Source organism: Methylobacterium sp. E-041, assembly GCF_022829665.1.
Lineage (GTDB): Bacteria > Pseudomonadota > Alphaproteobacteria > Rhizobiales > Beijerinckiaceae > Methylobacterium.
Genome location: NZ_JAKSYQ010000228.1, coordinates 257,647 through 278,235 on the forward strand (window position 1 = coordinate 257,647; position 20,589 = coordinate 278,235).

Here is a 20,589-nt window from a genome sequence, read left to right on the forward strand (position 1 = left end):
ATCCGTCACGCTAGAGGCAAGAGGCGCGCCACGCAAAGGGATTACGGCCTCGTTCGGGGCTCGTTCCAAACACGCGTCAGATGAGGCGCAGGCCTTTCAGGCTGGCATGGCCTGACCGGCCGAGGATGACGTGGTCGTGCACCACGATCTTCAGCGGGCTGAGCATGGCGATCACTTCGCGCGTCATCGTCACGTCGGCGGCCGAGGGCGCCGGATCGCCGGACGGGTGGTTGTGCGCCAGGATGATCGCGGTGGCCGAGAGCTCCAGCGACCGCCGCGCCACCTCGCGCGGGTAGACCGGCGTGTGGTCGACGGTCCCGCGCCCCTGGATCTCGTCGGCGATGAGGTGGTTGCGCTTGTCGAGGAACAGCACCCGGAACTCCTCGCGGGTGGCGAAGGCCATAGTGGCGCGCAGGTACTCGATGAGCTCGGCCCAGGAGGAGAGCAGCGCGCGCTGGGCGATCGCGCCGCGCGCCAGCCGGCGGCCCGCCGCCTCCATCAACTTGAGGTCGGCGACCACGCCGGCGCTGACGCCCTCGACCTCGGCGAGCCGGGCCGGATCGGCGCTCAGCACCTCGGCGAAGCTGCCGAAGCGGCGGATCAGCGCCTTGGCCAGCGGCTTCACGTCCCGCCGCGGGATCGCGCGGAACAGGGCAAGCTCGAGCATTTCGTAGTCGGGCAGGGCGTCGGCACCCTGCTTGGCGAAGCGCTCGCGCAGGCGATCGCGGTGGCCGAGATAGTGCGGCGGCTCCTCGGGCTTCGGCGCGACGGCCGGCCGCTCGGCGAACAATCCGCCCTCGGCCGCGTCGCCCGGGCCCGTCACGAGCTCAAGCGCCCGGGTTGCCGGGCTGGTGCAGCCCCTTCGGCGAGACCGTGAAGATCTCGACGCCGGTCTCGGTGACGGCCACCGTGTGCTCGAACTGCGCCGACAGCGAGCGGTCGCGCGTCACCGCGGTCCAGCCGTCGGAGAGCACCTTCACCGCCGGCCGGCCGAGGTTGATCATCGGCTCGATGGTGAAGAACTGCCCCGGCCGCAGCGGCACGTCGTAGCTCGCCTCGACGTAGTGCAGGATGGTCGGCGCATCGTGGTAGCTCCGGCCGAGGCCGTGGCCGCAGAAGTCGCGCACCACCGAGCAGCGCTCGCCCTCGGCGTAGTCCTGGATCGCGCGGCCGATGTCGTTGGTCGATCCGCCGGGCTTCACCGCGGCGACGCCCCGCATCAGCGCCTCGTAGGTGATCTCGCACAGGCGCGCCGCCTTGCGCGGCACCTCGCCGACGAAGGCCATCCGGCTCGAATCGCCGTGCCATCCGTCGAGGATCAGGCACATGTCGAGGTTGACGATGTCGCCCTCGCGCAGCGGCTTGTCGTTGGGGATGCCGTGGCAGACCACGTGGTTGATCGAGGTGCAGATCGACTTCGGATAGCCGCGGTAGAGCAGCGAGGCCGGGTAGGCGCCGTGATCCATCGCGAACTCGTAGGCGAGCTTGTCGAGCGCCTCGGTGGTCACGCCCGGCTGCGTCGCCTCCATCAGCACGTCGAGGCCTTCCGCCGTCAGGCGTCCGGCACGGCGCATGCCCGCGAACCCCTCCGGCCCGTGGATCGGTGCCTGGGGCACGCGCCGCGTCGCTTGGTCTTGCTGGGTCATCGAGGGGCTTGTCCGCGCCGGGTCGGTCTTCGAACGCTTATGTACGGCGTGGCCGCCGAGGCGCCAAGTGACGGGCGTTCGCCCCCAGGCTTGCGCCGGACGAACGCACGGCGGCATAAGCGGGGCTCGGGCGACCCGGTGCGAGGGGTCCCAAGGCACAGGACGGCGCGATGGCTGACAGGGCGGTACCGCACTTCCACAACGAGCTCGGCGTCGCGGTCATCCATGTCGGCTCGCGGGAGTTCATGTGCATCGGCGCATTGCCGCCGTTCGATCATCCGCACGTGTTCCTCGACATGGGCGCCGACAACGAGATCATCTGCCAGTACTGCTCGACGCTGTATCGCCACCGCGCCGACCTGAAGGCCGGCCATGGCGACCCGGCGGCATGCGTCTGGCACGATCAGAAGGCGGCGGCCGAATAGGGTCATGCCCCGAGACCCTCAGCCGCCGCTGACCGTCGCTATCGTCGGAGGCGGGATCGGCGGCCTGACCGCGGCGCTGGCGCTGAACGCCGCCGGCCATGCGGTGACGGTGGTCGAGCGCCGCACCGGCTTCAGCGAGGTCGGCGCCGGCCTCCAGCTCTCGCCGAACGCGAGCCGCGTGCTCGCCGATCTCGGGCTCGCGGCGGCGCTCCGGCGCGCCGGCTCCGAGCCGCCGGGCGTGACCGTCCGCGCCCTCGATTCGGGCCGGCGGATCGGGGCGGTGGCGTTGGGCGCCAAGGCCCGCGAGCAGTTCGGCGCGCCGTACTACGTCATCCACCGGGCCGACCTTCAGACCCTGCTCCTCGACGCGGTGCGCTCCCGCCCCGGCATCCGCCTGATGATGGGCCGTGCCGTCATGGGCCTCACCGAGACCGAGGACGCCGTCACCCTCGCCCTCGAAAGCGGCAACGGCACCCGCAACGACAGCCTCTCGGCCGACCTGGTGATCGGGGCGGACGGCCTGCGCTCGCGCATCCGCGGGCACCTCGACCCACGCCCGCTCGCGCCTGCCGGGATGGCGGCGTGGCGGGCGATCGTGCCGCGCGAGGCCGTGCCCGAGGCGCTGGCCGGCGAGGCCACCGGGCTGTGGCTCGGGCGCGGCCGGCATGTGGTCCACTACCCGATTCATGCCGGCCGCGACCTCAACGTCGTGGCGATCGTGCCCGAGCGGCAGGGCGACGAGGATTGGGGCCGGCTCGGGGATCCGGCGGTGCTGCGCGCGCATTTCCGCACCTGCGCGCCGGAGCTGCTCGAGCTGCTGACCGTGCCGGATTCCTGGCTGGTCTGGTCGCTCGCCGACCGCCCGGTGGCGCGGCCGATCGCGCGCGGCCGGGTCGCGCTGCTGGGCGATGCCGCCCACCCGGTGCTGCCGTTCCTGGCGCAGGGGGCGGCGCTGGCGATCGAGGACTGCTCGATCCTGACGCGGTGCCTCGCCGAGCATCCGGTAGCGGACGCGCTCGCGGCCTACACCAAGGCGCGCCGGCGCCGCGTCCGCCGGGTGCAGCGCGCCGCCCGCGGCAACGGCCGGACCTACCATGCCGGCGGCCTCACCGCCTTCGTGCGCGACGCGGTGATGCGCCGCCTCGGGCCCGACGGCATGCGCGCGCGCTACGCCTGGCTCTACGGCTGGACGCCGAACGCTTGATCTCGCCGACGCCGGCGGCTACCGCTTCGGCACATCGAGGGGCCGCTTGCCGAAATTGGTAGACGGAAGGCACTTAAAATGCCTCGGGCTTCGCCCGTGTGGGTTCGAGTCCCACAGCGGCCACCACGCCCCGATCCTTGCCCGGCACCGGCCGTCCTGATACGCGAGCGGGATCATCTCCAGGGATTGCGGGGAAGGGTGCGACGCGCACGCTCCGCAGAACCGTACCGCGCAGGGTTCGCCGCGGGCATGGCGCGTGCCTGCCCGTGCGGCCCTGTACCCGTCATCGGGCCGGGCGCGCTCCCGCGCCGGCCCCGCCGAACCTGATAGGATGCCTGCGATGGCCCGCGAATTCATCTACCACATGAAAGGCCTGACCAAGACCTACACCGGCGGGAAGAAGGTGTTGGACAACGTCAACCTGTCCTTCTACCCCGACGCCAAGATCGGCGTGCTGGGCATCAACGGCTCGGGCAAGTCGACCCTGCTGAAGATCATGGCCGGCATCGACACCGAGTGGACCGGCGAGGGCTTCGTCGCCCAGGGCGCCCGCGTCGGCTACCTGCCGCAGGAGCCGCAGCTCGATCCGACGAAGTCGGTCCGCGAGAACGTGATGGAGGGCGTCGCCGAGAAGCAGGCGCTGCTCGACCGCTACAACGAGCTCGCGATGAACTACTCCGACGAGACGGCGGACGAGATGACCCGCCTCCAGGACGAGATCGAATCGAAGAACCTGTGGGAGCTCGAATCCAAGGTCGACCAGGCCATGGAGGCCTTGGGCTGCCCGAGCGACGAGCAGCCGGTCGCCACGCTGTCGGGCGGCGAGCGCCGCCGCGTCGCGCTGTGCCGGCTGCTGCTGTGGGAGCCGGAGCTGCTGCTGCTCGACGAGCCGACCAACCACCTCGACGCCGAGACGGTGAACTGGCTCGAAGGCCACCTGAAGAACTATCCCGGCGCGATCCTGATCGTGACCCACGATCGCTACTTCCTCGACAACGTCACCAGCTGGATCCTCGAGCTCGATCGCAGCAAGGGCATCCCGTACGAGGGCAACTACTCGGCCTGGCTGGTGCAGAAGCAGAAGCGCCTGCAGCAGGAGGGCCGCGAGGACATGGCCCGTCAGCGCTCGATCGCCCGCGAGCAGGAGTGGATCGCCGCCTCGCCGAAGGCGCGCCAGTCCAAGTCGAAGGCGCGCATCACGCGCTACGAGGAGCTGGTCGCCAAGCAGAACAACAAGGTCGATGCCGCGGCCCAGATCGTGATCCCGATCGACGAGCGGCTCGGCAACAACGTCATCGAGTTCGACCACCTCAACAAGGCCTTCGGCGACCGGCTGCTGATCGAGGACCTGTCGTTCAAGCTGCCGCCGGGCGGAATCGTCGGCGTCATCGGCCCGAACGGCGCCGGCAAGACGACGCTGTTCAAGATGATCACCGGCCAGGAGAAGCCCGACGGGGGCGCGATCTCGGTCGGCGAGACCGTGCATCTCGGCTACGTCGACCAGTCGCGCGATGCGCTCGATCCCAACGCCACGGTCTGGCAGGAGGTCTCGGGCGGCAACGACATCATCTATTTCAACAAGCGCGAGATCAATTCGCGGGCCTACTGCGCGGCCTTCGCCTTCAAGGGCGGCGACCAGCAGAAGAAGGTCGGCACGCTGTCGGGCGGCGAGCGCAACCGCGTGCACCTCGCGCGAACGCTGAAGGGCGGCGCCAACGTGCTGCTCCTCGACGAGCCGACCAACGATCTCGACATGGAGACGCTGCGGGCGCTCGAGGACGCGCTGGAGGATTATGCCGGCTGCGCCGTGATCATCAGCCACGATCGCTGGTTCCTGAACCGGATCGCGACCCACATCCTCGCCTTCGAGGGCGACAGCCACGTCGAGTGGTTCGAGGGCAACTTCTCCGACTACGAGGCCGACAAGATGCGCCGCCTCGGTGCCGACTCGCTGATGCCGAAGAAGATCAAGTACAAGAAGTTCTCTCGCTGAGGCCGGTTTCCCTCCCCCTTCTGCGGGGGAGGGTGGCCCGCGAAGCGGGTCGGGTGAGGGGGCAACGCTTCCGGAGAGGCCGATCCCCTCTCCCGACCCTCGCTGATGCGAGGCCCACCCTCCCCCGCGGAGGGGGAGGGGATCATGCGGCGGACGATCAGTGAAATCCTAGAAGTACGACTTCAGCGTTCCGCGACGGCGCACGTCGAGCGTCGCGCAGTGGAACGAGCCGCCGAACGGGCCGTAGCTCAAAAACGGCGCCGGGATCGGATCGAAGCCCCAATCCTTGAGCGCCTTGATCAGCGTCGGCTGGCTCTGGTCGACGACGATCTTCTTCTCGTCGATGGCGAGCACGTTGATCGAGGTCCAGGGCGAGCACATCGAGATCTTGCTCATGAAGCCCTCGACCGGGTCGGGACGTGGGGCGACCAGCACGTCCCACTTCTTCAGCACCGCCGGCAGCTTCTCGACGTCGATGTAGTCCGGGTTGACAAGCACCTTGCCGGGCGCGAGCGGCATGAACGACGAATCGATGTGCATCGGCTGCGGGCAGCGGCTCTCGATCTCGTGGACGCGGAAGCCGGACCCGAGGTGGCGCCGCAGCCACTCGATGCCCATCAGGTTGGTGACGTTCGAGCGGGTGACGAAGATGTCGCGGCCGCAGCGGACGAAGTCGGCGGCGTCGAAGACCGGCTCGAACTCGTTGACCGTGAACTGCATCGGCTCGCCGGCCTTCAGGTTCGGCACGCGATAATCGTAGTTGTAGAGCTCGTCCGTCAGCTGCGGCCGCGGTGCCGAGGTCCAGCGCGCGCCGTTGCGGAAATACTCCTTGAACAGCGAGCGGTAGGCATCGCCCTCGAAGTAGCGCGAGCGCCAGCACATCGGGCTCTCGATGATCTCGTCGCCGATCACCAGGTACGGGTCGCGCGGGCAGGCGACGCAGAAGCCGCGGGACGACCAGCGCGGGGCGCGGTACTTCTTCGAGAAGTCGATGCTGTCCGGGCGGCGGATCTTCACGCCCTCGCCGGCGAGGATGCCGATGAAGTTGTCGAGCTCCTTCTGCGCGAGCTTCTTCATGAAGGCCGGATACCGGAAGCCCGAGGCGAAGCGGTAGAACGGCTGCGCGGCGCGCGGCAGGTTGAAGATCACGGTCAGGTGGTGCGTCGGGATCGTGGCGCCGTCGAGCGAGCCGACGATCACCTCCTCCAGCGGGTCCCACTCGTTCCAGGCCATTACCGGCGAGTGCGGCGCCGGCACGCCCGGGTCGCCGCGGACGAAGCCGTCGGTACGGGCGTCGTCGAGCACGGCCTCTCCGGCCGAGTGGGAAGCGTCGCGGTCCATGGTGATCCCTTCGTGATACGCTGCGCGGGCGGTCTGCTCGGGGCGAAACCCCTGGTGCCGCTTTGGTCCGCACTGTGTCTATCGGGTGATAGACATTGCCGATCGTTGCTGCAACTTGAGCCTTACTCCTCGTCCGCAGCGGTCTTTTTCGGTCGAAATCGCGGCGAGAATCCAGCATCAAGCCACCCCCGAGCTTGAAAGAGGATCATGAAGCGTCTGACGACCCTGGCCTTGATCGCCGGCCTCTGCACGGTCGTCGGCCTGTTCCTGTCTTCCGGTCTCGAGGATGTGGCGGCGGCGGTGGTGAGTGCCGGCTGGGGCGCGCTGGCGGTGGTCGCCGCGCGCGCGGTCGCCGTCGCCTGGGCCGGCCTCGGCTGGTTCGTGATCTTCCCCGTCGCCGGCCGCCCGAGCCTGGCCGCCTGCATCAACCTGCGCTTCGTGCGCGAGGGCATCAACACGCTGCTGCCGGTCGCGACGGTGGGCGGCGACTTCATCGGCGCGCGCCTTCTGGCCAAGCGCGGCATCGCCGGGGGCCTAGCCGGCGCCAGCATGTTCGTCGACATGATGACGCAGGCGCTGACCCAGTTGCTCTTCACCGTCGCCGGCCTCGGGCTCCTGATCTGGCTCGCGGGCGACGGGCCGATCGTGCGCACCGTCGCCGGCGGCCTCGCCATCGCCGCCCCCGCCATCGGCGCGTTCTACCTGATCCAGCGCCGCGCCGGGCACCGCCTGATCCAGGGGATCGTCGACCGCTTCGCCTCGGGCCGCGAATGGCAGGCGCTCGGCGCCGTCGACGTGCTCTACGACAACCTGCGACGCCTCTACGGTGCGCCCCTGCGCATCGTCTCGGGCATCGGCGTGCACCTCGTCGGCTGGGTCATCGGCTCGCTCGAGGTTTACGTCTGCCTGCACTTCATGGGCTATCCGGTGAGCTTCGCCGAGGCGATCGTGATCGAGAGCCTGGCCCAGGCCGTGCGCGGCGCCGCCTTCGCGGTCCCCGGCGCGCTCGGCGCGCAGGAGGGCGGGCTGATCGCGCTCTGCGCCCTGTTCGGCATCCCGGCCGAGGCGGCGCTCGCCCTGTCGCTGGTCAAGCGCCTGGCCGACCTCCTCGTCGGCGTTCCCGGCCTGTGGCTCTGGCACACGCAGGAGGGCCGCCTGCGCCGCGAGGCGAGCGAGCCCGGGGCCTCCGCGCAGGAGGAGGGCCGGACCACCTTTCGCCGGGTCGGGGCCGTCCCCGCACCCGCGACGCTCGGACCGTTCTACAGCTATGCACCCCCCCGCGGGCAGAGCGCCCACATCGAGGACACCGCGGTGCCGGAGTTGAAGAAGTGCGCCTGATGCGCCGGTTGATCCTCGCGCTGGCGCTCGTCGCCAGCACCGTTCCGGCCTTCGCCGCCGACGACCCGGCGGTCGCGGTGGTCGACGGGCTCTACGCCCGCTTCGACGCCGCCGTGAAGAACGGGGCCGGCACCCTCAAGGACCGCATCGACGCGGTCGGCCCGACCCTGGAGCGGTCCTTCGACTACCCGGCGATGGTCCGCCTGGCGATCGGCGCCAAGTGGGCGGAGTTCTCGCCCGAGCAGCAGGGTGCGATCACCGAAGCGTTCCGCCGCAACTTCGTTGTGACCTACGCCAACCGCCTCGCACGGGCGGCGGGCGCGAAGTTCGAGGTGACGCGCAAGAGCGAGGCGAGCGGAACGAACCAGCGCGTCCTCACCCACGTCACCACCCCGGACGGGGACGATTCGCAGATCGACTTCGTCGTGAATTCGGACAACCGCATCCAGGACGTCCTGCTCAACGGCAACGTCAGCGAGGTCGCGGGTCAGCGGGCGAGCCTCGGCCAGCCGCTCAAGGCCGGCGGCGCCGACGCGGTGCTGAAATTCCTGCGCGAACGCACCGACGGCATGCTGAACGCCAAACCGGCGCCTTGAACGGCCTGCACAGAGCTTTCGTGCCGCACGCCGCGGCCCATCGATCCCACGCACCTTGCGACCGAGCGACGTTCCCATGGACCTGACCTGGCTCTCGCCGATCCTTCTGGTCCCCGCGCTCGCGGGTTGCCTGTACGCGCTTACCGCGGCGTTCCTCGCCGGGCGATGCTCCGCGACGGTGGCGCCCGCCTTCGCCGACGATGCGGCGCGGCCCTCGGTGACGGTGCTGAAGCCCCTCTGCGGCCTCGAGCCGAACCTGTTCGAGAACCTGCGGACCTTCTGCGCCCAGGACTATGCCGGCCCGGTGCAGATCGTGTTCGGCGTGCAGAGCGCCGGCGACCCGGCGATCGGCGTCGTGCGGCGCATCGAGGCGGCCTTCCCGCAGCTCAGCATCGACCTCGTCGTCGACGCACGCCAGCACGGCTCGAACCGCAAGGTCTCGAACCTGATCAACATGTCGGAGGTGATTCGGCACGAGGTGGTGGTGCTCGCCGACAGCGACATGGTGGTGCGCCCCGACTATCTCGAGCGCGTCGTGGCCGAGCTGTCCGCCCCCGGCGTGACCGGGGTGACCTGCCTGTACCACGGCGTTCCCGGCGACCGGGGCGTGTTCGCGCAGCTCTCGGCGCTCGCCATCGACGTGCAGTTCCTGCCCAACGTCGTGATGGGCACGGCGCTCGGCCTCGCCAAGCCGTGCTTCGGCTCGACCATCGCCTTCACCGCCGCGTCGCTGGCGAAGATCGGCGGGTTCGCCACCTTCAAGGACGACCTCGCCGACGACTATGCCATCGGCGAGGCGCTGCGCGGGCTCGGCGGCCGGGTCGCGATCCCGAACTTCACCATCGGGCATACCTGCGTCGACACCGCGATCGCGGGCCTCTGGAGCCACGAGCTGCGCTGGAACCGCACCATCCGCAACGTCGACCCGGCCGGCTATGCCGGCTCGATCGTCACCCACGCCTTCCCGATCGCGCTGATCGCCGCGCTGATGCCGGAGGCCGGCGCGACCGCGCTCGGCGTCGCGGCTCTGGCACTCGCCTGCCGCATCATCCTGTCGATGCGGCTGGAGCGTGCCTTCGGGATCGGTCCCCATCCGTACTGGCTGTTGCCGATCCGCGACATCCTCTCGTTCGCGAACTTCTCATGGAGCTTCGTATCGGGGGCGGTGACATGGAAAGGTCACGATTATCGCGTCGTTGCGGATGGAACGCTTATTCCGGAGGGCAATCTTGGCCAGGATGCTGAGTCGCCCACCGTCTGACCTTGCCGGCCCGTCGTCTAAACTTGCCATCCTCGATCCGTCATCCTTTCGATCCGATCGCCCTGCTCTGAGGCCTTGAACCCCATGCGCACGCTCTTCCTCCAGGCTCCCACCTTCGACGGCTTCGACGGCGGCGCCGGGTCCCGCTACCAGGCCAAGCGCGAGATCAAGTCGTTCTGGTACCCGACCTGGCTCGCCCAGCCGGCCGCCCTGGTGCCGAACTCGAAGCTGATCGACGCGCCGCCGCACAACATCAAGCTGGCCGAGATCGTGGCCCAGGCCAACGACTTCGACATGGTGGTGCTCCACACCTCAGTGCCGTCGTTCAAGTCGGACGTGAAGACCGTCGAGGCGCTCAAGGCCGCCAACCCCAAGCTGATCGCCGGACTGATCGGCGCGAAGGTCGCGGTGGACGCCGCCGGCGCGATGGCCCAGGCGCCGTGCATCGACTTCTGCGCCCGCAACGAGTTCGACTTCACCGTCAAGGAAGTCGCCGACGGCACGCCGATGTCGGAGATCAAGGGTCTGTCCTATCGCAACGCCGACGGCGTCGTGGTCCACAACGAGGACCGCGAGATCATGACCGACATGGATCAGCTTCCCTTCGTCACGAGCGTGTACAAGCGCGATCTCGAGATGGAGAAGTACTTCATCGGGTACCTCAAGCACCCCTACATCTCGTTCTACTCCGGCCGCGGCTGCAAGAGCCGCTGCACGTTCTGCCTGTGGCCGCAGACGGTGGGCGGGCATACCTACCGCACCCGCTCGGTCGCGCACGTGATCGAGGAGATCAAGTACTGCCTGAAGGAGTTCCCGCAGACGAAGGAGTTCTTCTTCGACGACGACACCTTCACCGACAACCTGCCCCGCGCCGAGGAGATCGCGCGCGAGCTGGGCAAGCTCGGCGTCACCTGGTCGTGCAACGCCAAGGCGAACGTTCCGCGCGAGACCCTCGAGGTGCTGAAGGCCAACGGCCTGCGCCTGCTGCTGGTCGGCTACGAGTCCGGCAACCAGAAGATCCTGAACAACATCAAGAAGGGCATGCGCGTCGAGGTCGCCGAGAAGTTCACCAAGGATTGCCACGACCTCGGCATCGCGATCCACGGCACCTTCATCGTCGGCCTGCCGGGCGAGACCCGCGAGACGATCCAGGAGACGATCGCCTTCGCCAAGCGCATCAACCCGCACACCATCCAGGCCTCGCTGGCGGCGCCGTACCCCGGCACCTTCCTCTACAAGCAGGCGGTGGAGAACGGCTGGCTCGACGTCGAGAACGCCGAGCTCGTGGATGAGAACGGCGTGCAGATCGCGCCGCTGCACTACCCGCACCTGTCGCACGCCGAGATCTTCGCGGCGGTGGAGGAGTTCTACCGGAAGTTCTACTTCCGCGCTCCGAAGATCGCCTCGATCGTCTCCGAGATGGTGCGCTCGCCCGACATGATGAAGCGCCGCCTGCGCGAGGGCGTGGAGTTCTACCGCTTCCTCAAGGAGCGTCAGGGCACCGCCAAGGCCGCCTGATAAGGGCGCCTGAGCCCCATCGCATGACCGATCCAGACGGCCGGGCCCCAAAGCCCGGCCGTCTTCGTTCAGGGGTCCGGGCCCGAGGCCCCCGGCAAACAGCCGCGCCCCCGTACACCGGAGTGTCTCGTGAAGCGTCTCGTCGTCACCGCCGACGATTTCGGCCTGAGCCCGGAGGTCAACGAGGCGGTCGAGCAGGCCCATCGCGACGGCATCCTCACGGCGGCGAGCCTGATGGTCTCGGCCCCCGCCGCCGCGGACGCGGTCGCCCGCGCCAAGCGGATGCCGTCGCTACGCGTGGGATTGCACCTGGTGCTCGTCGAGGCGTGGCCGACGCTGCCGGCCGCCACCTTGCCGGATCTCACCGATGACGCCGGCCTGATGCGTCGCGACATGGAACGCCTCGGCCTGGACCTTGCGCTGAAGCCGGCAGCCCGCCGCCAGCTCGCCGCCGAGATCACCGCGCAGTTCGAGGCCTACCGCATCACCGGCCTGCCACTCGATCACGTGAACGCGCACAAGCACTTCCACGTGCATCCGTTGATCGCCGGCGCGGTGCTGTCGATCGGGCCGCGTTACGGGATGCGCTCGATCCGCGTGCCGCGCGAGCCGCGGGCGGTGCTGAAGCGTGCCGAGCCCGGTGCGACCCCACGGGTGGCCCTCGATACGGCACCCTGGGCGGCCCTGCTCGCCGTCCGGGCCCGGATGATGGGGCTGACTATTCCCGATCGAACCCTGGGTCTGGCCTGGTCCGGAGCGATGACGCCCGCCCGCGTGGCCGGCCTGCTCGCGCACCTGCCCGACGGCCTGACCGAGCTCTACACCCACCCGGCCACCGCCGGCGGCTTCCTCGGCGAGGCGCCGGGCTACGCCTACGCCGCGGAGCGGGACGCGCTCGTCGCGCGGGCCTCCGTGGATGCGCTCGCGCGGTCGGGGATCGTCTGCGGCGGGTTTTCGGATTTCGCACCGAATAGACGATGACAAGGTCATCACGGAGCCCGCAGAAGATTTCGCCTCAAACGCTTCAGAAACGACGCCGTCAAACGACTGTATATCTTCGAAAATAGCTCATCAGGACTTGCGTTTCGGAAGCATGTCCGATTGATGACCAAAATTTCATGCAACATGGGCCTCGGCGCCCGCGTTCCGACAGCAGCCCCAGGGCACAAGACGATCGTCGCAACAGACCCTCGCCGCCGCATGGGACGGATCGGAGATGTCGTCATGACCCGCTACACCCTCCTCGCCACCGTCTTCACCGCCTCCGTCGCCCTCGGGGGCGCCGCCTACGCCGCCGACCAAGCCGCGACGACCGCCGCCTCCCACGAAACCGCGATCCAGAAGGACGTCGGCAAGCTGTCGGCCGATGGGGCGAAGGGCTTCCGCGACCTGCATCTCGCCCGGATCGCGATCTTCGATGCCGACCCGGCCCAGGCCAAGACGCTGGTCCACGATGCGCAGGCGGTCCTCGCAAAGGCGAAGACCGACGAGAGCGTGTTCACCAAGGCGGAGGCCGATCTCAAGCCGCCCGCCGCCGCCAAGGCGATGCCGGCCAAAGGTACCGGCGTCGGCGACATGAAGCAGCCCGTCGCGTGGCTGCCGGTCGACGGGCAGCTGCTGCTCGACGAGGATTTCGTCGCTACGCCGCAGAAGGCGGCAGCTGTGGCCGATGCCAACAAGAATCTCGAGAAGGGCGACCGGAAGGGCGCGGCCGAGAAGCTGAAGCTCGCCGGCGTGAACGTGAACTTCACCATGGCCGTCGTGCCGCTGGCGAAGACGACGGCGGATGTCGACCAGGCTGCGACGCTGCTGGACCAGGGCAAGTACTACGAGGCGAATGCCGCGCTGAAGCAGGCCGAGGACGGCGTCCGCTTCGACGTCATCGATGCGACGAGCCTGCCGCAGGCCTCCAAGGCCGCGGGAGCATCCGCCAAGGCGAACGTGACCGAGCCGACCGGGACCGGCACCGCGACGCCCGCGCACTGATCGCAGCCTGCACGCCGATCGAGGTCGCTCGCGGATTAAAGCCTGCCCACCAAACGAGAACGGCGCCGTCCCCGTGGGACGACGCCGTGCATTTGAGCAGAAAGGCCTGCCGTCCGTCACTTCACGGTGGCGGGCTCCGGGCGAACGGCCTGACCCGTGCCGGGCAACCGGCCGGCCTCTTCCCCCTCGGGGCGATCGGCATCGGGCTTGGCCGGCGGCGGACCGAGGAAGGCCGGCACCACGAAGAAGGCGGCGATGAGCGTGAAGAACAGCGACAGCGCCAGCAGCTTGCCCATGCTCGCCGTGCCGGGATGGCTCGACAGCACCAGCGAGCCGAAGGCGGTCCCCGTGGTCAGCGCCGAGAAGAAGATCGCCCGCGTCAGGCTGGAGGCTAGCATGTCGGTGACACCGGCCCGCCAAGCGATCACGTAGTAGATGTGGAACGCCACGCCGACCGCGAGCATCAGCGGCAGGGCGATGATGTTGGCGAAGTTCAGCGGCATGCCGACGACGTGCAGCGCCATCAGCGTCCACAAGGTGGCGAGCACCAGCGGCCCGAGCGTCATCGCCACGTCCCAAGGCTTCCGCAGCGCCACCGAGAGGATGATGAAGATCAGCACCAGGGCGGTCACCGCCGCCTGCACGAAGGCGCCGAGGATGGTGTAGCTCGACGAGGTCGTGGCGATCGGCGCGCCGGTGGCGTGCGGCGCGACGCTCTGGATCTCGGATGCGAACTGCCGCAGCACCTCGTCGTCGTTGGAATTGCCCTTCGGATGCACCTCGATGCGGGCGCGGCCGTCGGCGGCGACCCATTCGGCCTTCAGCTGCGGCGGCAGGTTGGCGAGGGTGATCTTCTCGGGATGCAGCACCGTCCGCAGCCGCGAGAGCAGCGGGCCGAGATCGGTGGTGAGGGCGACCGAGGCGGCCTCGCGCGTCGCCGGCTTGGCGGCCGCCAGCTTGTCGAGCGTGCTGGAGAGACGGCCGGCGGTCTTGTTGCCGGGCGCATTGCCGCCGGCGATGCCGGTCAGGGCGGCCGCGGTGTCCTTCAAGGCCTTGACGTTGTCGGCATCGGTCGGCGGCGGCGGCTTGCGCGTCGGGTTGAGGATCGGATCGAGCAGCTCGGCCGTCTCGGCGACGGTGGCGAGCTTCTTGTCCTGGTCGCGCGGCACGAAGGTGTCGATGCTCATGATGTCGGCGGCCAGCGGCAGCGCGGCGAGCTTCTTCGTGACCTCGGGCACGGCGTCGACGCTCGGAGCCAGCACGTCGGCGACGTTCGGGCTCGTGGCGGGATCCTTGATCAGGTCGAGATAGGTCGCGATCGATTCCACGTGCGGGCTGCGCAGGTGCATCGGGTTCGAATCGAAGGGCAGCTTCCACAGCAGCGGGGCGCCGGCCAGCGTGACGAGGCCGACGGCGATCAGCACGGGCTTGCGATTGCGGATGATCCACGGATCGACGCCTGCGAGCCACGTGGTCTCGACGGCGGCCTTCTCGCCCTTCGGCCGGAACACGGCGATCAGCGCCGGGAGGAGGGTGATCGCGAACAGGTAGGCGACGACCATGCCGACGCCGGCGATCAGGCCGAGCTCGGACACGCCGCGGAACGCGGTCGGCAGGAAGGCGAAGAAGCCGGCGATCAGCGACACCGCCGCCAGGGTCAGCGACCAGCCGACCCCGCGCGCGGCGGCGCGGATCGCGTCCTCGAGCGTCGGCTGCTCGTAGCGGTCGGCGCGGTAGCGCACCGAGAACTGAATGCCGAAATCGATGCCGAGGCCGACGAACAGAGCCGCGAAGGCCACCGAGATCGGGTTGAGCTCGCCCACCATCAGCAGCCCGAGCGCCGCCGTGACGATCAGACCGGAGAAGGTGGTGATCAGAACCGACACCACCAGCGGCGCCGAGCGCAGGGCGAGCCAGAGGAACAGGACGATGGCGCCGACGGTGACGAGGTTGTTCAGCAGCGCGTCGTCGGACAGCGTCGCGAACTCGTCGTCGGCGACCGCGACCGGGCCGGTGAGACGCATCTCGAGCCCGTGCTCGGGATCGATGTTCAGCTCCTTGGCGACGTTCCGGATCAGCTTCGTTGCGGTGTAGCCCGGCTGCAGCGCGTTGAAATCGAGCACCGGCTGGATCAGCACGAACTTGCGCAGGTCGGTGGTCTTGCTCTCGCCGCCCGACAGCAGGAGCTGCCAGGACATCCGCGCCGGCTTGCCGTCGAGCACCGTCTGCAACGTCCGGTCGATCTCGCCCATCGGCTTGTCGAGATCCTCGATCTTGGCGTCGCCGCTCTTGATGCCGCGGGCGCCGAGCGCCAGCACCCGCATCACGCCGCGCAGGCTCGGATCGGAGGCGAGCGGCCCGAGCAGGCCCTGCTGCTGCACCAGCTGCTCGGTGGTTTTCTCCAGTTCCGCCTGCGGCAGCAGCAGCAGGCCGTTCTTCTCGAAGAAGGGGCCGCCGTCGGGCCGGTAGACCGTCTCGATCAGGTTCTTGTGGACGGCGATCGCCTTGGCGAAGGCGCTCGCGGCCTCTTCCGCCTGCTCCGGGGTCTTGCCGTCGATCACCGCGACGACCGTGTTCGTGCGCTGCGGGAACGCCTTCTCGTAGTTGATCTCGTCCTGGCGCCAGGGCTCCTTCGGATCGATCAGCCGCTCGACATCGGTGTTGATGCGGAACAGATGCGCCGCGATGCCGGTGCTGGCGGCGGTGACCAGGGCCACCAGGGCGATCACGACCCAGCGATGTCGGACGGAAAACGCGACGAGACGTTCGATCACGAGTACCCTACCTGCCTGGAGCGGCTGCCCTTCGAGGCCGCACGACTCTCACATCTTGTATGCTGCCGGGACGGTTCCCGCGGGACCCGTCGACGGCGCGAGACCTTCGCCACATCCACCCGGTCGCATCGAGGCAGGATCGGACCTGATCGAGACGCGGTCGTCTCACGATGCCGTGTGGCCGAAGACGCGGCGCCGACCCGGTGAACGCACCGGACGACGCGGGATGAGGACGCATCCGAGGCACGATCGTTGCGCCAAGGCCGCAGCGCTCAGTAATCTTGCAGCCCTGCGATTGCAACGCAGCGACCTCCGACGCGGGTGGCTCTCCCCATCGATGTGTGGCGCCGGCGCCGTTTCGCACCGCAATATCACGGGATGCGCCGTTTCGCGGGACTGCCGTCGCATTGCCGACGCATTGGCAGGATGGGGTCCCCCCCGAAGCAGGACGCGTTCGCAGGAACGGCCCTCGGGCTGTGGCGCGGTTGCGTCAGCCCCGCAAACACGCACGCGAAACGGCCCAGGACCGGCCCGTTCAGATCGGTTCCAGGCTAGAGCGCTGGAATTCGAATTTTTTTCACGTTAAGCAGCCCCTTGGTTCGGGGCTACGCAAACAGGAGCCGTATCTTGGGAATCCCCCTCCGGTATGTCGCGACGATCGGCAGCTACATCATCAAGCAGCATCTCACCGGCCGGAAGCGCTATCCGCTCGTGATGATGATGGAGCCCCTGTTCCGCTGCAATCTCGCCTGCGCCGGCTGCGGCAAGATCGATTACCCCGACGAGATCCTGAACAAGCGCCTGCCCGTGGCGGACGCGCTGGAATCCGTGCGCGAGTGCGGCGCCCCGATGGTGGTGATCGCCGGCGGCGAGCCGCTGCTGCACAAGGACCTGCCGCAGATCGTCGAGGGCATCATCGCGCAGAAGAAGTTCGCGATCGTGTGCACGAACGCGCTGCTGCTCGAGAAGAAGATCAAGGAGTACAAGCCGAGCCCGTACTTCACCTGGTCGATCCATCTCGACGGCGACAAGGAGATGCATGACGGCTCGGTCTGCCAGCGCGGCGTCTACGACAAGGCCGTGGCGGCGATCGCCAAGGCGAAGGAGATGGGCTTCCGCGTCACCATCAACTGCACCTTCTTCAACAACTCGTCCTCGGACAAGATCGCCGACTTCTTCGACAGCGTGACCAAGATGGGCATCGACGGCATCACCGTCTCGCCCGGCTACGCCTACGAGCGCGCGCCCGACCAGCAGCACTTCCTGAACCGCAAGGCGACGAAGGACCTGTTCCGCGGCGTGTTCCGCGCCGGCAAGGAGAAGGGCCGCCAGAAGTGGGCGTTCCAGCAGTCGGGCCTGTTCCTCGACTTCCTCGCCGGCAACCAGACCTACCATTGCACGCCCTGGGGCAACCCCACCCGCACCGTGTTCGGATGGCAGAAGCCATGCTACCTGCTCGGCGAGGGCTACGCGGCCACGTTCAAGGAGCTGATGGAGGAGACCGACTGGGATTCCTACGGCACCGGCAACTACGAGAAGTGCGCCGACTGCATGGTCCACTCGGGCTACGAGGCCTCCTCGGTGGTCGATTCGGTGCGCAAGCCCTGGAAGCCGCTGATCCACGCCATCCGCGGGATCAAGACCGAGGGCGAGATGGCCCCCGAGGTCAGCCTCGAGAACCAGCGCCCGGCAGAGTTCGTGTTCTCCCGCAACGTCGCCCAGAAGCTCTCCGAGATCAAAGCCTCCGGCGTCGACACCAAGCGCGAAGCCCGCAACCGCACCGCGGCCTGACGGCTCGGCCACGCGCATTCGAGGAGGCCCGCCCGGGAAACCGTGCGGGCCTCCTTCGTTTCGGCGAGGCTCGGTGGAGCGTCGTGCCTTTCGCGACACGGTGTCTGCAGCCGACCCAACGCAGGACAAATATCCTTCCTGCCGTCACCGGGCCGTCATGCCCGATCCCTAGCTGCGGCTCAGCTTGAGTGGCTGGGGGATCCCGCGATGGTGACACGGTACGGCGCGGCGCGAGCCGTGGGCTCATTCGGCGTGCTCGCGTTCCTGACGGGCGCGGCCTCGGCCCAGGCGATCCGCACGCCGAACCTGACGACCGCCGACGGCCCGGTGGCGGTGACGGTCGGCGATGCGACCTTCGTGAACCAGGGTCTCCAGGGCGTCGGCCGGCTGCCGGCCACCACCCGCGACTTCCTCGGCGACACGCTGGGCTCGTTCTCCGCGCTCGCGATCGACCTCGCCAGCTGGCGGCGCTCGGGGGCCACCTACAGCGGCAAGCTCTTTACGCTGCCCGATCGGGGCTACAACGATCCGAGCGGCGGGCTGTTCTCCGATTACGCCGGCCGGCTGAACCGCTTCAATCTCAGCTTCACGCCCGATCCCGGCGCGGGCCTGCCGCAATCGATCGCCTCCCAGCGGCAGATCGCGATCGTGCCGAACGGCGGCATCGTGCTCACCGATGCCAACGGCCGGCGCTTCAGCGGTCTCGATCCGGCCTCCGGCACCACGACCCAGCTCGGCGCGGTGCTGCCTTCGGTGGCGAGCGGGCCGAGCGCAGGCCGGATCAGCCTCGATGCGGAAGGTCTCGCGCGGCGACTCGACGGCTCCTTCTACGTCAGCGACGAGTACGGGCCGAACATCTATTACTTCAGCGCCGGCGGGCAGCTTCAGGGCGTGCTCGGCGTGCCCGACGCGATCCGGCCGCGCACGGCCGGGGCGCTCGACTTCAACTCGATCAACCCGCCCGACACCGGCCGACGCAACAACCAGGGCTTCGAGGCGCTGTCGCTGTCCCCCGACGGCCGCAGCCTCGTCACCATTCTGCAGAGTGCCACGCTCCAGGATTCCGGCCCGAATCAGCAACAGCGCAACAACACCCGCATCCTGATCTACGACCTCGCCGGCAGCGCGGTACCGGCCGCGCCCGCGCGCGAATACGTGCTGCAGCTGCCGACCTACCGCGACACCGGCAACGGCGGCGCGCCGAACCGGACGGCGGCACAGAGCGACATGCTGGCCCTCAACGACACCCAGTTCCTCGTGCTCTCGCGCGATTCGAACGGGCTCGGCACCGGCAACACCACGCCGATCGTCTACAAGAGCGTCCTGCTGGTCGACATCGCGCAGGCCACAAACATCGCCGGCACCCCCTACGACGGGGCCACCCCGATCTCGCCGGGGGGCACCCTGCGGCCCGGGGTCCAGCCGGCGCAGACGACCGAGATCGTCAACCTTCTGAACCCGGTCCAGCTCGGGCGCTTCGGCATGAACCTCAACACCAACCCGGCGACCCAGACCACGCTCTCGGAGAAGTTCGAGGCCCTCGGACTCGTGCCGGTGCTGAGCGAGCGGGCGCCGAACGACTATTTCCTGCTCGTCGGCAACGACAATGACTTCCTCACCCGGCAGGGCAGCATCAACGGTCAGGGCTACGATGCCGGCATCAACAACGATTCGGTGCTGCTCGCCTATCGCTTGACGCTGCCCACCTACGTCGATCCGCTCTCCCTCGCGGTGATGAAGCAGACGGCGCCCGTGGTGCTTCAGGGGCTCGGCGGCGCGACCCTCGGCTTCGCCGCGTCGGCGACACGGGGCGTGCAGGACCACCTCGCCGCCCTGCGCCGCGGCCAGGGCCTCGCCGGGCCCTGGAGCCAGTCCGGCGGCTTGTGGATCGGCGGCGATGTTGTGTTCGCCGACCAGCCGCGCAACGGCGGCCTCGCCCTCGACCGCACCATCGCGCAGGGCAGCGCCGGACTCGATCTTCCGCTGCCCGGAGTTTGGCGCGCGGGCGTCGCCGTCGGCGGCGGCGGCGGGTCGCTCAGCCGCGCCGGCGGCTTCCGGCAGGACCAGAGCGCCTTCACGGTCTCGGCCTATGCCGGCTACTACGGTGCGGACTTCTACGCCCAGGGCATCGTCGGCGGCGCGCCGGAGGTCAGCCTCGACGGGATCCGCCGACCTGCGGCCTACGGGCTCACCGCGTCCGGGCGCAGCTCGGGCAGCGCCTTCGCGATCGACGGCGAGGCCGGCGTGCCGATCCGAGCCGGCGACCTCGGGCTGACGCCGTTCGCAGGCATCACCCACCTGTCCGGCACCGTCGACGGCTTCACGGAGACCGGAGCGGCGGGCAACAACATCGCGTATCGCGACCTCACCCTGGTTCAAACCACGGTGCGCTTCGGCGGCGAGCTGGCCTATTACGGGCTCGCCGGACTGATCCCGTCGGTGCGCTTGGCGTACAACCTCGCCACGGGTCCGCAAGGCAGCAGCGGCACCGTGCGTCTCGCCAGCGTCCAGAACGGTCTCGCCACCGCCGCCGTGGCCGTGCCGTTCCTGCGCGACGACTTCGTCAGCGCCGGCGCCGGCCTGCAGGGCAGCCTCACCGACGACCTGGGCTGGCGGGTCGACTATCAGGCGGCCATCGGCACCCGCACGGGCGTCGCCCACGGCGTCACCGCGGGACTTCGCTATCAGTGGTAGCAGGCGAGCTAGAGGATCGCCG

The 20,589-nt window shown here is 68.9% G+C and carries 15 protein-coding genes and 1 tRNA gene; 12 read left to right on the plus strand and 4 right to left on the minus strand.

Going from position 1 to position 20,589, the window contains the following annotated elements; translation table 11 throughout:
• Nucleotides 1-76: 76 nt before the first annotated feature.
• Nucleotides 77-823 carry a RadC family protein gene (gene radC / locus MKK70_RS21805; RefSeq protein ID WP_409568306.1) on the minus strand — a complete coding sequence of 249 codons (747 nt, stop codon included), beginning with the start codon at nucleotides 821-823 and terminating at the stop codon, nucleotides 77-79.
• Between the two features lie 4 nt (nucleotides 824-827).
• A complete protein-coding gene (gene map / locus MKK70_RS21810; protein ID WP_147726291.1) occupies nucleotides 828-1,646 on the minus strand; it encodes a type I methionyl aminopeptidase in 819 nt (272 codons plus the stop codon).
• Between the two features lie 170 nt (nucleotides 1,647-1,816).
• Here map and MKK70_RS21815 point away from each other — a divergent pair, with 170 nt between their 5' ends.
• The 4 genes from MKK70_RS21815 to ettA all read left to right on the plus strand — a co-directional run bounded on the left by MKK70_RS21815 (nucleotide 1,817) and on the right by ettA (nucleotide 5,268).
• The gene (locus MKK70_RS21815) at nucleotides 1,817-2,071 is read left to right on the plus strand and encodes a zinc-finger domain-containing protein (RefSeq protein ID WP_243949843.1); all 255 of its coding nucleotides are present in this window, start codon (nucleotides 1,817-1,819) and stop codon (nucleotides 2,069-2,071) included.
• A gap of 4 nt (nucleotides 2,072-2,075) precedes the next feature.
• Nucleotides 2,076-3,275 (plus strand): FAD-dependent monooxygenase, encoded by a 1,200-nt coding sequence (locus MKK70_RS21820; RefSeq protein WP_243949845.1) that lies wholly within the window; start codon nucleotides 2,076-2,078, stop codon nucleotides 3,273-3,275.
• Between the two features lie 40 nt (nucleotides 3,276-3,315).
• Nucleotides 3,316-3,401, plus strand: a tRNA-Leu gene (locus tag MKK70_RS21825).
• Between the two features lie 214 nt (nucleotides 3,402-3,615).
• Nucleotides 3,616-5,268: an energy-dependent translational throttle protein EttA gene (gene ettA, locus MKK70_RS21830; RefSeq protein WP_147728950.1), complete on the plus strand. Its 1,653-nt coding sequence runs from the start codon at nucleotides 3,616-3,618 to the stop codon at nucleotides 5,266-5,268.
• A gap of 168 nt (nucleotides 5,269-5,436) precedes the next feature.
• Here ettA and MKK70_RS21835 read toward each other — a convergent pair whose 3' ends face one another.
• Nucleotides 5,437-6,609 carry an amidinotransferase gene (locus MKK70_RS21835; protein ID WP_147842102.1) on the minus strand — a complete coding sequence of 391 codons (1,173 nt, stop codon included), beginning with the start codon at nucleotides 6,607-6,609 and terminating at the stop codon, nucleotides 5,437-5,439.
• Between the two features lie 207 nt (nucleotides 6,610-6,816).
• Here MKK70_RS21835 and MKK70_RS21840 point away from each other — a divergent pair, with 207 nt between their 5' ends.
• The 6 genes from MKK70_RS21840 to MKK70_RS21865 all read left to right on the plus strand — a co-directional run bounded on the left by MKK70_RS21840 (nucleotide 6,817) and on the right by MKK70_RS21865 (nucleotide 13,308).
• Nucleotides 6,817-7,947 carry a flippase-like domain-containing protein gene (locus MKK70_RS21840; protein ID WP_147842103.1) on the plus strand — a complete coding sequence of 377 codons (1,131 nt, stop codon included), beginning with the start codon at nucleotides 6,817-6,819 and terminating at the stop codon, nucleotides 7,945-7,947.
• Nucleotides 7,938-8,543 (plus strand): phospholipid-binding protein MlaC, encoded by a 606-nt coding sequence (locus MKK70_RS21845; RefSeq protein WP_409568307.1) that lies wholly within the window; start codon nucleotides 7,938-7,940, stop codon nucleotides 8,541-8,543. Before MKK70_RS21840 ends, MKK70_RS21845 begins: the two co-directional genes overlap by 10 nt.
• A gap of 76 nt (nucleotides 8,544-8,619) precedes the next feature.
• Nucleotides 8,620-9,804, plus strand: a complete 1,185-nt coding sequence (gene hpnI, locus MKK70_RS21850) for a bacteriohopanetetrol glucosamine biosynthesis glycosyltransferase HpnI (protein ID WP_243949849.1) — start codon at nucleotides 8,620-8,622, stop codon at nucleotides 9,802-9,804.
• A gap of 84 nt (nucleotides 9,805-9,888) precedes the next feature.
• Nucleotides 9,889-11,322 (plus strand): hopanoid biosynthesis associated radical SAM protein HpnJ, encoded by a 1,434-nt coding sequence (hpnJ, locus tag MKK70_RS21855; protein ID WP_147725743.1) that lies wholly within the window; start codon nucleotides 9,889-9,891, stop codon nucleotides 11,320-11,322.
• Nucleotides 11,323-11,451: 129 nt separating this feature from the next.
• On the plus strand, nucleotides 11,452-12,303 hold the full coding sequence (gene hpnK / locus MKK70_RS21860; protein ID WP_243949851.1) for a hopanoid biosynthesis-associated protein HpnK: 852 nt from the start codon (nucleotides 11,452-11,454) through the stop codon (nucleotides 12,301-12,303).
• A gap of 243 nt (nucleotides 12,304-12,546) precedes the next feature.
• Entirely contained in the window at nucleotides 12,547-13,308 is a 762-nt protein-coding gene (locus tag MKK70_RS21865; protein WP_243949852.1) for a YfdX family protein, read from the plus strand.
• A 116-nt stretch (nucleotides 13,309-13,424) separates the two neighbouring features.
• On the opposite strand, the gene MKK70_RS21870 is transcribed toward MKK70_RS21865, so the two are convergent.
• Nucleotides 13,425-16,082: an MMPL family transporter gene (locus MKK70_RS21870; RefSeq protein ID WP_243949854.1), complete on the minus strand. Its 2,658-nt coding sequence runs from the start codon at nucleotides 16,080-16,082 to the stop codon at nucleotides 13,425-13,427.
• A 627-nt stretch (nucleotides 16,083-16,709) separates the two neighbouring features.
• Between MKK70_RS21870 and hpnH the strand changes: the two genes are divergently transcribed.
• Entirely contained in the window at nucleotides 16,710-17,873 is a 1,164-nt protein-coding gene (hpnH, locus tag MKK70_RS21875; RefSeq protein ID WP_147725747.1) for an adenosyl-hopene transferase HpnH, read from the plus strand.
• Nucleotides 17,874-18,080: 207 nt separating this feature from the next.
• Complete coding sequence (locus MKK70_RS21880; protein WP_243949855.1) at nucleotides 18,081-20,567, plus strand: esterase-like activity of phytase family protein; 2,487 nt, start codon at nucleotides 18,081-18,083, stop codon at nucleotides 20,565-20,567.
• Nucleotides 20,568-20,589 lie beyond the last annotated feature (22 nt).